The sequence below is a fragment of the Bacteroides sp. f07 genome (assembly GCF_042854785.1).
Taxonomy (GTDB): Bacteria; Bacteroidota; Bacteroidia; order Bacteroidales; family Bacteroidaceae; genus Bacteroides.
In genome coordinates this window covers 856881-872103 of sequence record NZ_BAABXI010000002.1, presented here as the reverse complement: position 1 = coordinate 872103, position 15223 = coordinate 856881, and the positions used below count along the sequence as shown (strand labels likewise).

Sequence of the window (15223 nt, the reverse complement as noted above, 5' to 3'; positions counted from 1 at the left end):
ATATATAACGTCTGACACCCGTTGTTTTGTTCTAGCCTTTCACTTCCTCCAGCTCCATCGAAACACGCTCCCACTCTTCAACGATGGAGTCCAACTGCTGTTTCAACTTCTGATGCTGTTCATACAGTTTCATGTCCGACGCCCCTTCGGGGGTTGCCATCTTCTCTTCGACAATGGCGATAGCCGATTCGGTTTCCTCTATCGAGGCTTCGCAATCCGCCACCTGACGCTCGAGCTTCTTCACTTTCTTGTTCAGTTCTTTCTGAGCTTCATAAGAAAGTTTATTCTCTGAGGGTTGTGCCGCTTCCTGTTCATTGTTTCCTTTGGCAGATGCCGTAGGAGAAGCCGACAAGCCCGCGCCTTTCTGAAGTTCGTTCAAGCTGTCTATCTTTTTCTTTTGCAGAAATTCATAAATACCGCTGAGGTGTTCTTTCACTACTCCACCACCGAACTCATATACTTTAGTCGCAAGCCCGTCCAAAAAATCACGGTCGTGACTGACAAGAATCACTGTTCCGTCAAATTCGCGGATGGCTTCCTTCAATACATCTTTCGAGCGCATATCCAAATGGTTGGTCGGCTCGTCGAGAATCAGGAAGTTGACAGGTTCGAGAAGTAACTTAATCATCGCCAGGCGGGTACGTTCACCACCGGAGAGGACTTTCACTTTTTTGTCCGAGGCTTCGCCGCCAAACATGAAAGCTCCCAGTATATCCCGTATCTTCAAACGGATATCCCCCGTAGCTACGCGGTCGATGGTGTCGAATACAGTCAAGTTTTCATCGAGCATCTGCGCCTGGTTCTGTGCAAAATAACCGATTTGGACATTGTGACCGATAGTGAGTTTACCGTCGAAGTCAATCTCACCCATGATACATTTCACCAATGTAGACTTACCTTCACCGTTCTTGCCGACAAATGCGACTTTTTCACCCCTGTTAATAGTCAGATTCACATCATGGAAAACGACATGGTTTCCATATGCCTTGCGCACGTCTTCACAGATTACCGGATAGCTCCCGCTACGGCTGGCAGGCGGGAATTTCAGACGCAATGCAGAGTTGTCTTCCTCGTCCACTTCGATGCGGTCTATCTTTTCCAGTTGTTTGATACGGCTTTGTACCTGCACGGCTTTGGTAGCCTTATAGCGGAAACGTTCGATGAAGTCTTCCGTATCCTGTATCTGTTTCTGCTGGTTTTCATAGGCACGAAGTTGCTGTTCACGGCGCTCCTTGCGCAGAACGACAAACTCGTCGTATTTCACCTTATAGTCATAAATCTGCCCACAGGTAATCTCAATGGTACGGGTAGTCACGTTATTAAGGAAAGCACGGTCATGGCTGACCAATACGACGGCATTGGCACGGGTCGCCAGGAAGTTTTCCAACCATTGGATACTTTCAATATCAAGATGGTTGGTCGGCTCGTCGAGCAGAAGCACGTCAGGACGACGAAGGAGCAGTTTCGCCAACTCAATACGCATACGCCATCCGCCGGAAAATTCCGAAGTAGGACGTTCAAAGTCTTCCCGGCTGAATCCCAGCCCGAGCAGTGTCCGTTCGATTTCCGCCTGATAGTTTGTGCCGCCCATCATCAGATAGCGGTCGTTCTCGTGAGTGAAACGGTCGATTAACTGGTGGTATTCCTCTGATTCGTAATCTGTCCGTTCGGCCAGTTCCCGGTTCATTCTGTCCAGCTTTGCCTGAAGCTCAAATATATGCTCAAACGCCAGTTCCGCCTCTCCCATCACTGTCCGGCTGTCGGAAAGAATCATCACCTGCGGCAAATATCCGATAGTAACGTCTTTCGGAGTAGCTACCACCCCATGTGTCGGCGACTGCAAACCCGCCAATATTTTAAGCATGGTAGATTTGCCCGCGCCGTTCTTGCCGACCAGCGCAATACGGTCTTTTTTATTTATGACATAGCTGACGTCCTCAAAAAGCGGCGTCGCATTAAATTCTACTGATAATCCTTCTACTGAAATCACTTCTGTCTCTGATTTATACGGTTTTGGACTGCAAAGATAATGAATATTTATTGGATACAGGGCAGTATTATACGTTATGAAAAACAAAAAAGCAGTCATCCACAAGAATGACTGCTCCCTATTTCAACCAATGGTGTTTCTTTAGAACAACTTAGCAGGGTATTCACCGGCATCAACCAATGCCTGAATCTTGTCTACTACGCTCTGACGGTCTTCCGGATAAGTAACGCCGAACCATTTGCTGGTAGTATCGAGAACTTCAACTGTTGCAGTTCCGTCATTAATCAATTTATCCACCATCAATGGGATGAAGAATTCGCTCTTCAGGTTCTCCATATTCTTCGGATCGCTCAGGAAAGTCTTGAAGAACTCTTGGCTGTAAGCGAAGTAATCAGGAGTGAAGCCCCAGAAGTTCATGCTAACCGGAGTAGTGTCAGGAGTAGCAGTCCATTCGCCATTATCGTCGATGTACTTCACTTCACCGTCCATACGTTGGATCTTTGTACGTTCTACAACAGATGTCAGCAGCCCCTTAGCATCTGTACTACAGATACCGCGAGATACTGTTCCGCTTTCACTTAATGTATTTCCGACACGGAAACCTACCATTGAATAAATATTCTTGGAATCAGCAGGAAGTGCAGAAAGGAATTTACCCATTACCTGGAATGAGTCACGACCGTAGAAGTCATCGCAGTTGATTACTGCGAACGGTTCCTTAATCACATCGGCACCCATCATTACTGCATGGTTAGTACCCCAGGGTTTGGTACGGTCTGCCGGGCAAGTGAAGCCTTCCGGAAGGTCGTCGATAGACTGGAATACCAGCTCGCAAGGAATGTGACCTTCATATTTGGAAATAATTTTATCACGGAAATCTTGTTCAAAATCTTTGCGGATTACAAATACAAGCTTACCAAATCCGGCATTGATGGCATCATAGATGGAATAATCCATAATAGTTTCGCCATTAGGACCCAGACCGTCCAATTGCTTCAAGCCTCCATAACGGCTGCCCATACCGGCTGCCAATAAGAATAAAGTTGGTTTCATAAATTGTGTAATATTAAAAGGTTAGTGATGTCAGTGGCATCAGATTTCGGTGCAAATGTACAAAAACTTTCTTTCTTTTGTCTTGAAACAAAAGAAAGAAACAAAGAAAAATTCAAGACTGACTTTTTTCTCCTACTCACACCCTTCACTACGCTAAAGGGCAGAAACTCGCTACGCTCAAACAGTCTGCCCTTTTTGACGCTTCGTTACGGGTGTTCGCTTAACGGAGAAAAAAGTAGGTCGGAGAACCTTTCGGCATGTTAGTCTATGCAGTCCATTAGAAGGGATAGCCGATAGCAAAATGTATTCCTAGGTTCTTGAAGAAAGCTCCGGTGACATTGTAATAGCCGCTTCGTTCCGTGTCATACGGCAGATGCAAAGGAATACCGAAGTCGAGACGGAAGACGAGGATATCCATATCGTAACGAACGCCGAGACCTGTACCCAAAGCTATTTGTTTCGGGAAAGTTTTCAGGCGGAGTTGCGAGTCGGGACGGGCTTCGTCCTTGCGCATCAGCCAGACGTTGCCGGCATCGAGGAAGGTAGCTCCCCAGATGCTCTTGAAGATGCGGAAACGATATTCGACGTTTGCTTCGAAGCGGAATGTACCTGTTTGGTCGAGGTAGGAATATTTGCTGTCTTTCGGGTGATAGCCACCGGGACCGATGCTGCGTACTGTAAAGGCACGGATGCTGTTGGCGCCGCCGACGTAGAATTGTTCGCTGTATGGGGCAATTGTAGCGTTGCCGTATGCGAAAAGAGCGCCTAATGCTACGCGGGAAGCGATTTTGTTGTTCTTGTCCATGTTCCACAGATGGCGGAATTCCGTGTTGAATTTCATAAACTGGGAGAACGGGGCGCCCAGGAGTTTCTTACCTTCCTCGTTATAGGGTCGGCCGAAAGCACGGTAAATGGTGGCGGTCACGTTTCCGGCAGAGGTTACGGTGGATTGCCACCAGATAGGATTCTTCACTCTACGTGCAGATGCGTTATCATACGTATAGGTATACTCCATGGCCGGGATGAACTGATTGTCCAGGCTGACATATAGTGCAGGATTGTCGGCAGCAATCTCCTTAAACTCTTCCGACTGATGTTGCAGGACGTTGAATGTCAGTTTGAAGGGCGTGATGCTGTGGCGGCTGGTACGTGTCGGCTGGAAATCGTAGGTTGCGTTGCCGCCGAAGGATAACAGTTTGTAGTATCTGGCCCGGTTCAGTTGGTCGATATACAGACGGAAAGTAGTCGTAGCGGGGAAGTCAAATTCCATTTTTCCCCAACGCGGGAAGACGACTCTCGGGAAAGTCAGAGAAGTGGATATTCCCATTTCCCAACTGTTCATCAACGAGCTTTTCTCTCCGCCGCCGGTCTGCCATTCGTAAGAGCCTTTCAGTTTTACGTTCCAACTTTCGCCACCGCCGAACACATTATTGCGGGTAACGCCGAATGAGGCACCGGGACCGGTCTGGTCGTTACTTTTGGTTACTACGTTCAGTTCCAGTTCGGCATCCAAGGGTTTGGCGAAAGTCGCCTGCATCGTGATGCCCAATGTGTCACAGGCGGCTGTCGTATCTTTTGGGGCGTATTGTATATCCATATAGCTGAATATCCCCAACTGGCTGAGCTTCTCCTGCACCTGTTCCTGGCGATACTGGCTGTAAAGACGGGTACGGTTGGAAGCACGCATCTGCGTATTCCGTACAAACTGCTGATAATTCAGCCAACGATACAACATATTGGGGCGAACCTGCAATTTCTTGTAATAGTGGATATTCAGGTTCTTGTACATCATACTGTCATTGGGGGTCTCCCCGTTCTTTCCGAACAGATAGACAGACGCATCGCCTACGTAATAAGGACGCTGCGCCGCAGCAGGCAATCCCGGAACGGGAATCAGGCGAAGGCTGATATGCCCGCCGGGAACCAGTGTCGTATCCGCCTGATAAGTCATATAGTCGGGACGGAAATAAAAATATCCCCGGTTGCGCAGCAATGTACTGATGCGGGTACGCTCTTCGTCCAAATCGACTACGCTGAACTGTTCTCCCGGACTGATATAAGACATCCGCCGTCCGCGTTCCATAATCCGCAGAGTCTGGGGAGTGAAACGCTGATAATACACCGTATCAATAAAATAAGGATTCTTCATATCCACCGTGTAGACAACGCTCGCTTTCAGACTGTCTTTCTTGTCAACTACCGTTTCGTAGGCTACCTTTCCGTTGAAATAGCCATAATCACGAAGCAAGTTGGTAGTCACCTTCACACGTACTTCCGGATTGACCGTAGAAATAAACACAGGCGGGTTGGCGGCAAAACGGTTGAACATCCACTTGCCGAATCCTTTCTTATATTTCACAAAGTCATTGTACATCCACATCTTAAAAGGTATAGGCAGGATTCCGCCAAACATCTTCGTACTGGGCGTTTTATCAAGAGCGGCGGCGATTTCGGTCAAAGCCGTCTCCCCTACCGGTGTTGTCGATTTATTCAAAACAACAGTCTTGCTTCCGGTATAAAGCACTTCCCCTTCGGGAAGATGTTTCGTCACCGAACAAGCCGACAATAACACTACACTTATCAGACAACAAGCCAATATATTAATACGTATCTCTTTCATTCTTACTTCTTTTTCTTAAAGATGAACAGTTCACTCAGTTTGTCCAGCTTCTTGCGAAGCACTATACCGACTCCGGTTTCCGTAATCTCGCCTTCGAGTACACTCTCATAATTCTTGTCATAGAACAACCGGATATAACGGGTTCCGGTCCTGTCCAGACGATATTCCAAAGAAATGTTGTCAATGAAGGATTCGGCATCATTTGTCGCATTCTCACCTTGAGAAACCTTGCCACCGATTACAATCTGGAAGCGGTTGTTGAAAAGACGCTGCGAATAACGGAAACTATAATCCGTCCGTTTGCTGCCGGTCTCCGAGTCATCGTGGTCTTCGACACCGACAGAGAGGCTCGCATTCTTCAAGTTCCCCATCAGTGAATTTATCTGACTACTCAATACGGAAGTCAAGGCAGAACCCATGTTCAGACTGCCGAGTCCACCGCCACCTCCGCCAATCGGTCCGGTGCCGAGATAAGTTTTCATCACCATGATATACAAAGCCTGTTTACCGCGTTCTTCCGCCCCCATAGCGGTCAATTCGTTTTGTACGGTCGCGTCTTCGGGAGCCGATACATCAAACGCGAACGAAAGATTATCCAAGCGGTTCTTGACTACAATAGACACATCGAAGTTGACCATGCGACTTCCTCCGTTCTCCCCTTCGGACACGGATGCCCGGATACGGTCGGTCGCTTTGAAGTTCAACATCGGATTCATCGGATTTCCCGTCCATTCCACATAGCTGCCGTTATCAATGGCAAATTCCTTCGCCGCAATCACCGGTAAGGCATACTTCATCAAACCGCCACTTAATGTATAGCGGCCGGTCAGACTCAAGTCACCCTGCGGAGTATATTTCATGGAGAGGTCACCACCGCCTTCCAGTTCCACACGATTGTCATTGCTTGTATCCAAATCAACTTTCACCCGGACAGACGGGTCGATATGAACCATCATTACCATATCCAGTCCGCCTAAAGAGACGGTCGGTACCTCTTGCCGGACAACAGTCGTAGTATCGCTGAATGAGGTAAAAGTCACCAGACTTCCTAATCTGTCCTGCACCGTCAGCGGTGAGTCGGTCAGGACATATGAGACGTCGGTATTCCCTAACAGACTCACGTTTCCACGCATATTCAGTCCGTCCAAAGGCCCTTTCACCGTCGCCCGTAAGTCGGCAAATACCTTACCGTAAACCAAACTTTCCCGGGTACGTTTGGCATCCAGCAGTGTATAGTTCTGCGCCAGCATATTCAGATTCGCCATCGGACGGCTCATATCGCGGAAATCTACGTAGCCATCAATCGTAAACGGATTCTTCGATGTAGTATAAATTGCAAATTTATCAAATTCCAGCCGGTTACTCTTAATCTGTACAGGACGGTTATCCAATATAAAACGCGCACCATACTGGCGGGAAAGGACAGCGACACTATCCAATACCAATTCGCCGTTTATCAAAGGCTGTTCGGTGCTGCCCGTTATATTCAGGTTCCCGTCCATATCACCGGATAAGGTGACTATCTGGTCGGGAATAAAGACATTGGCTACCCGAAGCGGGAAATGCTCCAATATCGTATTCACCTCCAGGCTGTCCTTGCCAGTCCGGGTGGGAAGTAGTTTTCCATCCGCAACCAACACTTCCACCTGGTCGTGATTCAGATAAGCATTCAAGTATTGTTTTCCCTGTTCCCCCGGCAGCCAGGTAGCCCCCAACGCCACGTCACCGATACGCTGACGTTCGTAAGTCAGTTCGTCAATAGACGCTTCAGCCGAGAGTTGTAAGTCTTTTTCCGTCTGTACATAATGAGCTTCCAGCGAGAACAATCCGGTTATTTCGGGGAAATAAGGCAATACACTCGTTAGCTCTTGCAGACGGATTCTACGTATTTCGACATCTATATTCTGCAAAGACACCGTGTCGCCCGGCACGGAATGCACCCTGAATCCCATTCCTTCCTCGTCCCACATATCCACATTGGCATATACACGCATATTCTTATGCAGGTAAATCCAGTTATGATTCTCGTTGAAATGGAACTTTTGGAAAGCGATAACCGGATTCTCCGGAATCAGCGTGAAAGCTATTCCGTTGCCCTTGCCATGCCCTTCAAACAGAGGACGGGCATTTACGCCCAACAATACACCGGTTTCTCCTTTACCGTTTTTATAATCTACCAGCAATTCCGCATCACGGTCGCGAATCTCTCCCGACAAGGTAGTGGAGAAGGAGAATTGCGGGTTCTTAGGCCCGTTTATCACTCCGGCACGCAACTTCATAAGTGTAGTATCCTGTTTGACGGTGAAGAAAACCGTATCCAGTTGCAATGTGTCTACCTTCAACGCATGAACCGCCGCTTTCCCGTTGATACCCCAATCGGGAGCCGTGCCGAATTTCATGGCAACATCGTGATAGGCAATATTCTTAGTAGCCAGGAAATAAGCTAACGGATTCTCTTTTCCTGCGGAGAAAGACAAGATAGCCGTCGGCAACGCTTCACGCAATTCGGCATGATTCAAGGCTTTCTCATCAATCTGCTTCATCAGGACATCCACGAAACGGGTAGACTGACTAATCAAAGGATTAACGCCGGAACGTGCGCTCAGGTTGAGTTTCATATCACCGGAAGTAAGATGGGTAAACACCCGGTTCTGACGAGCCTCGGCAGAAAGATTGAAAGCAAGCGGACGCTTCATCGGTTCGGGCATCAAGCCCAGTTCATGCAGGTCGAGCTGAGTGACGTCAACCGTCACTTTTCCGTCGGGATAACTGTGCGCCAAATTGTATTCGGCATCCGTTGTCATCTTCAACAGCTCATTGTCACTGGTCAGATTGGCTGTCACCAATGCACCTTTCAATGCCCCTGTCAGGTTGACGTTGGAAAGATGATATCGGGCATAGTGAAGCTGGTCTAAAGTCAGATTCAGCTTAGCATAAGAATGCAAAGACATCACATCCAGCCCGCGGCCTTTGGCATCCACCGAAAGAGAAAGTTCATAAATAGAGTCTTTCGGAAGAAAATTATGGAGTTGGAGATTGTCAATCTTCAAGTCGGCAGCATAAACTTCGGTAGAGGTGTTGAGTTCGGCATTCACGCCCATAGCACCTTGTCCCTGTTTCAAGCGAAGATTAGCCTTGTATTCGGGACCTTTCAGGTCGATACGGGCTTTCAGGTTCATACTGTCGGGAATTACGATAGTACCGTTGGGCGCTTCTCCCGACAAGGCAGTCAGAAAGTTCAGATTCTGAGTAGTCATGTCCAGACCGATAGTTCCGGAGCGTGTCAGGCTGTCAGCCAGGTTTTCAAGAATACCGCCGCCCTGCAAAGAGAAGGCACCCGGCAGGTCTACCGTAAAGCGGGAAATCTGCATTTCTTTCAAGTTACCGTCCGTACCGGCACGGATAACGAGCGGACGGAAAGGATAAGCCTCTTTGAAACTATCCGGCAGTCCGCCTGTGAACAGCATGACGTCCTCTTTGCCGATATAAGCATTCAAACTGGCGGACAAACGTCCTGTGGTCGGGATATTGACAAGTTCCCAATAAGTATGGGCGGATAAATCCATTTCGGAGTGAGGGGTCTGCAATTTCAAACCGGGAACACTGATGATTGAATCGTTGGAGAATGCCCGGCCTGTCAGTGAGGTGATACTTAATCCCGAACGCTCGTTCATGGCGAACTCCCGGATGACGGCATTCATATCCCTGCCTTTATATAATAAGGAGTCCAGACCGATGCGGACATCACGGACAGCAATATGCGAAGCGTCGAAACCTTCGGCAGGTTGGGCTGCTCCGGTATCATAGCTGGCGGAAGTGCCCGACAAAAGGAACTTCTTCAAGCCGTAGAACTGATTTTTCAGGTCGGCTTGGGCGTTGTCGATAGCTGCTTCACCGATATGGGCCGCCATCCGCATAGAGTCGGCAGGAAGCTGCATACTGAACGATACATTTTTCAGTTTCAGTTGATGAAGGTCTACTTTCCAGTTTACGGGAGCGGAAGCGGTGGTATCCTTGGGAGTAGTCGTGGTGTCGTTCATCAGCAGTTGCACGTGAGTGTCGGAGAGTTCCACATGATTAATGACCGCTATTTCGTTGGACAGGTCAACGCCGTGGCTTTGCAAGAAGAAATGTCCTAAGACACCTTTTATCTTCATCCCCTCTATCATACCGGCAGAGTTGACCGCCACCTGGTCCAAGGCTACTTCGTCGACTTCTACTTTTCCTTTGAGTAACGGCCACGCCTGCACGCGTACGTTCAGACTCCCCAAAGACAATAACGTGTCCGGCTGCTGAATCACTTCTACGCCGCGAACCAACAAATTGAGCGGAAAACGAAGGTCTATCCGTTCCACCTGGATCTGCATGCCGGTTGCTTTTGAAGCATAAGCTGTTACTTCCCGACGCAGAAGATTCTGTACGGGCGGAACATAAAGCAATACCATTAGTATTACAAAGAGTGTTATGGGAGTAAGCAGTATCCAGCTTACCCATCGTATCCATTTTCGTTTCATGTAAAAATGTGCCAGTGTAAATTAGGTGACACAAAGTAAACAATTTATTTTGAGAAAAGGTTTGGATAATGGCAAGAAAGATACGATGCCCGGCTAAGGAGTATAATATTTCTGCCTAATCGACATTTTTCATCGATACCAAATAATTTTCCGCTTCGCTGATTATAGTACAAACAGTTGCCAGTGTGACCGATGTTGTATCACCTATCTCGCTCGAAAAAGATTCTCCACGACAGGATTCCAGATATTTTAAGGGGGCTATTGCATCCGATGCACCTATCAGTGTGAAAAGAGGGAGCAGTTTATGCGCCATAGCAGCTATACCGTCCGTATCTTTATCCACTAAAGCCTGCTGCATCCGTCCGATGTTCTTCTTGGTTTCCTCGACAAAGGTCTGAATGATAGAATATGCCGCTTCCGGGTCATCTTCGGAATAGGCGGTAAGGGCGGAAAAGTTTATTCCGGTGTTTCCCATATCTTCAGTGATATGGGCCTCATCGGCCGAAAGTTGTCCTTCGTTGACTGTCAGCAGTAATTCTTTCACTGTAAATGGCTTATGCAGACATCCGGCAAAGCCATGCTCGTGCAAGGCGGCTTTGTCCATTTCGCTGCGGGCGGTCACGGCAATCACAGGGATGGTCTTTGCCTGCGGAATGTTGGAAGCACGCAAAAGTTTTACCAAATCGAAGCCGTTGATAGCCGGCATTTGTATATCCGTCAGCAGGACATCAAAAACAGAAGTGCGGAGCTGTTCGATAAGTTCTTCGAGCTGCTCGCAGCATACTGCATCAATGCCGTGTTGTTTCAACATGGCTGCCGTCAGGCTGAGTTGGATTTTGTCATCGTCAATCAAGAGGACACGGATTACTTTCATCACAGGAATGGCAGTTACTGCTTCGTCCATATCCGCAACTTCCTTTTCTGACGATGATTTACTTTCCATGCCGGATTCGCCTACCGGATAAAGGGGAAGAACGACTGTAAAGCAACTTCCCTCTCCCAGTTTGCTTTGTACATCAATCGTGCCCTCAAGCAGAACGACCAATTTCTTCACAATGGATAATCCCAAGCCGAAGCCTTCTTCCCCCTGCGCACCGGACAAACGGGTAAATTCCTGGAAGATACGTCCGCTGTCTTCCGCAGCCATGCCTTTTCCGGTATCTGCAATGGCTATCGTCAGTTTAGAAGCGACATAAGTAGCTGTCAGCGTAATCTCGCCTTTTTGGGTAAACTTCACGGCGTTAGATACAAGATTGTTTACGATTTGCCGAAGTCGCAAAGGGTCGCTGATGTATTTTCCATTTAATTCCGGAGCGACACGGCACTGCAAAGTCAAGCCTTTGGCGGCAGTCAACGGTTCAAAGCTGACATAGATTTCTTCAAACAACTGCGAAGGATTGAAAGTGACACGGTTCACTTCCGCTTTATTAAGGTCGAGCCGGTGGAAATCGAGCAAGTCACTGACCAGTTTCAGGAGATGTTCCGATGAACTCTTCATATTGTCCAGGTAGAAACGTTGACGTTCGTCCTCGGTCAGGCGTGACAGCAGTTCGGTATAGCCCATGATGGAGCCTAGCGGTGCCTTAAAGTCGTGAGTGATGGCGAGCATCAGCTTTTCACGGGCGACGAGCAAATCTTCCGCCCGTTTGTTCGCTTCTTCCAACTGCCGGCGGTAACGGTTGCTGCGGGAGATGTCACGTACTATCAATATCAGGAAAAAGACAGACAACAAGACCGCACCGATAGCTATTCCGGCAATGGTGCGTGCGGAGCGCATCCTTACTTCCTGCTGCATCTCGGCATCCTGGCGGGCACGCAAGGTCATTTCTTCTTCGTATTGCTTTATCAGGCTATCCATTCTTGCCGTCAACTGCGAGTTCATACGCTGGTATTTCGTGCTGGTGCGCCGGATTGTTCTTCGTCGCTGCAACCGTTTTTCCTCGGTAGCCATGCGAATCTTTTGCTGAAGGGAATCTTTGGAAGCGGCGGGCTCCAAAATGGTATCCGTAGCAACTTCCAAAGAAGTATTGACCAACACGGCACTATCCTGCCTGGAAGGAGCAAACACTTCTGCCAGTCGCTTGAAAAAGCCTTTCTTTCTGGGAGTGGTCAGCAGGGAGTCGCGCTTGGTGATAACCCGGTGTTGCACCCGCTGATGGGTTATAACGGAATCCTGTTCGGAAATAATCTCTTCAATCTCCGAAGCGGAAAGCAGGCTGTCATTCGCTTCACTCAGCACGCGGAGCATCTGGATAGTATTCTGGTCTTTTTCATGAATCAGAGTCAGCAGGCTGTCTGTCCGCAGATTCTGCTGGTCATCGGCAGCCGAGAGTGTCTCCATCTCATGATGCACAAACACGAGAGAAAAGAGAAGAATCGCAAGTAATAACGTGTAACCGATGGTTACTTTCAGCTTTGTGAAACGATAGGAAGCCATGGTTTTGTCACTGGGTTATATATTAGTATGATTACAGAATTATCTTATTTCGTCATGTAGTGGAAACGCCACCAAAGCATTAATCCTGCACTTGTCAGTCCGAAAGGGAACGCCATCCAGACACCTACCACACCCCAGTCCATTACGAAACCGCAGAAGTAACCTACGGGAAGGGAGATGATAAAGTAAGCTATAAAGGCGATGACCATCATCAGTTTTACATCCGATATTCCACGCAAAGCGTTGGCAAAAGTTATCTGCAATCCGTCGCCAAACTGATAGACGAGGAAAGGGAAAATAAGCGAAGTTACCATAGCTGCCACCTCTGGGCTGTCGGTAAACCAACTTCCCAAGTGATTGCGACAAAGAAAAACGATAAAGGAAAGTACCACGCCCAATGTCATCATCAAATGAAAACCGGCATAGGCGGAACGGCGTACATTAACTGTATCATCCTGCCCTTTGAAGTTGCTGACACGGACTGCTACCGCAGCGCCCATCCCGTAATACATCATAAAGGTGAATTGAGAAATTGCCAGCATGACCTGATGGGAAGCCAAAGCAATCGTACCCAGCCAACCAATCATTATGGCACTCAGACTGAAAGAGGCCGTTTCCATTCCCATCTGAAAAGCAACCGGCCATCCGAGCCCGTTCAAGCGGCCAAAGATGGCACGTGACCACCCCAGCCGGAGAAAACCGACTTTATAACGGATGAAACGCGAGCTGCGCGCAAAGATGATGATAAATACAATTACCATCACGATACGTGAGAACAGGGTACTGACACCCGCCCCCAACAAGCCCAGTTCGGGTAAGCCGAGTTTTCCGTAAATCAGGATATAGTTGCCGATGATGTTCAGGACATTTCCACCGAGCAGTATCCACATAGCTGTTTTGGTATCCGTGATTCCGTCCGTAAATTGTTTGAATCCATTAAAAAGCATGACAAACACCAGGGAAGCAAGCAACACCAGGTAGTAAGGTTTTATCAGGGGAATCAATTCAGCCGGTTGTCCGAGACGCTCTATGTTCAAAAAGAGAACAGTCATGCAGACGGTCAGCAGGAAGGCGACCATCAGATTTGCCAACAGGCTGTTACGCAAGGCTTGTCCGGCAGAGGCGTATTGACGGGTGCCGTACAGACCACCTACAATGGGTGTCAGCCCGTACGAGAATCCGGTACTGAAAATAATGGCTAGATTGAACACATTATTCACAAAAGATGCCGCGCCCAGCTCTACCGTACTATGATGCCCAATCATTAATGTATCGGCAAATCCGAGTACAATAACACCTATCTGTCCGATGACAATAGGTAATCCGAGATAAATCAGTGCTTTGTAATGCTCTCTGTAAGTTCTATAAATATTCCTCATTTACTTTTATAATAGAGTACAACTCCGTTCTCTTTCCGGAAAGCCGATTGGGCTACGGTCTGCAACTGTCCGGCCGTGACGGAACGGTAACGGTCTACTTCCTTTTCCATATCTTCGGCCCGTCCCAACAGTTCGAACCAGGCAAGGTTGGTTGCCACATTCAGATAATTAATGTTACCGAATATCTGGGTAGACTCAAATTTGTTTTTTACTTTTTCCAGTTCCTGTTCGCTGACAAGTTCCTGCTGCAGACGATTCAGTTCTTCACGAACGGCAGCTTCGGCCTGTTCCAAAGTAACGCCTGCCGATGGTTTTCCGGCAATATGAAACAACCCTGCATCTACGCTGCCGGAGATATAAGCGTCTATGCTCGAAAAGAGTTGCCGTTCTTGTACAAGACGCTGGTTCAAACGACTGGAACGACCGTTGCTCAGTATATCCGACAGAATATCAAAGGCGTAATAATCCGGATGGCGATGGTCACACATATGATACCCCATGAACAGAGCGTCGAGGGGAACATTCCGTTCTACCGTCAGCCGACGTTCTTCTGTCTGTTGCGGTTCTTGAGGCAGATTCCGCCGGGGTACTTCCCGACGGGGAATAGGTCCGAACCATTTCTCCGTCAGTTCTACAGCTTCTTCAAAAGTAATATTACCGGTCACGGACAGAATAGCATTATTCGGAGCGTAAAAACGGAAGAAGAATGCTTTTACTTCTTCCAATGTCGCGTTGGCGATATGCGACAGTTCTTTTCCGATGGTAGGCCATTGATAGGGATGCTTCTGATAAGCCAGGGGACGGAGAAGATGTCCAACGTCTCCATATGGCTGGTTCAGGCAGCGTTGCTTGAATTCTTCCATTACCACTCCCCGCTGTACCTCCAGACTCCGCTCGCTGAAATCAAGACTCAGCATACGGTCGGATTCGAGCCAAAAGCCGGTTTCCACGTTCTGACGGGGTACAGTGAGGTAGTAATTGGTAATATCATTGTTCGTCCAGGCATTATTCTCTCCACCCGCCAGTTGAAGCGGCATATCATAATCGGGGATATTCACCGAGCCGCCGAACATCAAATGTTCGAAGAGATGGGCAAAGCCGGTATGTTCGGGATGTTCGTCACGAGCTCCCACATTATATAATATATTAAGAGCCACCATCTGCGTACTTTCGTCCTGCGAATGCACCAGACGCAACCCATTGTCAAGAATGTGCCTGTTGATTTTCATA

7 protein-coding genes are annotated in these 15223 nt (G+C 48.2%); all 7 read right to left on the bottom strand.

Annotated elements, in window-relative coordinates:
* Window positions 1–31: 31 nt before the first annotated feature.
* The gene (locus ACGHVY_RS18350) at window positions 32–1990 is read right to left on the bottom strand and encodes an ABC-F family ATP-binding cassette domain-containing protein (protein ID WP_308747017.1); all 1959 of its coding nucleotides are present in this window, start codon (window positions 1988–1990) and stop codon (window positions 32–34) included.
* A gap of 141 nt (window positions 1991–2131) precedes the next feature.
* Entirely contained in the window at window positions 2132–3043 is a 912-nt protein-coding gene (locus tag ACGHVY_RS18345; RefSeq protein ID WP_390600533.1) for an NDP-sugar synthase, read from the bottom strand.
* Window positions 3044–3320: 277 nt separating this feature from the next.
* Window positions 3321–5663: a BamA/TamA family outer membrane protein gene (locus tag ACGHVY_RS18340; RefSeq protein ID WP_390600531.1), complete on the bottom strand. Its 2343-nt coding sequence runs from the start codon at window positions 5661–5663 to the stop codon at window positions 3321–3323.
* Between the two features lie 2 nt (window positions 5664–5665).
* Window positions 5666–10177, bottom strand: coding sequence for a translocation/assembly module TamB domain-containing protein (locus ACGHVY_RS18335; RefSeq protein WP_390600529.1), 4512 nt, complete (start codon window positions 10175–10177; stop codon window positions 5666–5668).
* A 115-nt stretch (window positions 10178–10292) separates the two neighbouring features.
* On the bottom strand, window positions 10293–12614 hold the full coding sequence (locus ACGHVY_RS18330; protein ID WP_390600527.1) for a hybrid sensor histidine kinase/response regulator: 2322 nt from the start codon (window positions 12612–12614) through the stop codon (window positions 10293–10295).
* A gap of 44 nt (window positions 12615–12658) precedes the next feature.
* Complete coding sequence (locus ACGHVY_RS18325; RefSeq protein ID WP_308746232.1) at window positions 12659–13993, bottom strand: MATE family efflux transporter; 1335 nt, start codon at window positions 13991–13993, stop codon at window positions 12659–12661.
* Window positions 13990–15222, bottom strand: a complete 1233-nt coding sequence (locus ACGHVY_RS18320; RefSeq protein ID WP_308746233.1) for a pitrilysin family protein — start codon at window positions 15220–15222, stop codon at window positions 13990–13992. Before ACGHVY_RS18320 ends, ACGHVY_RS18325 begins: the two co-directional genes overlap by 4 nt.
* Window position 15223 lies beyond the last annotated feature (1 nt).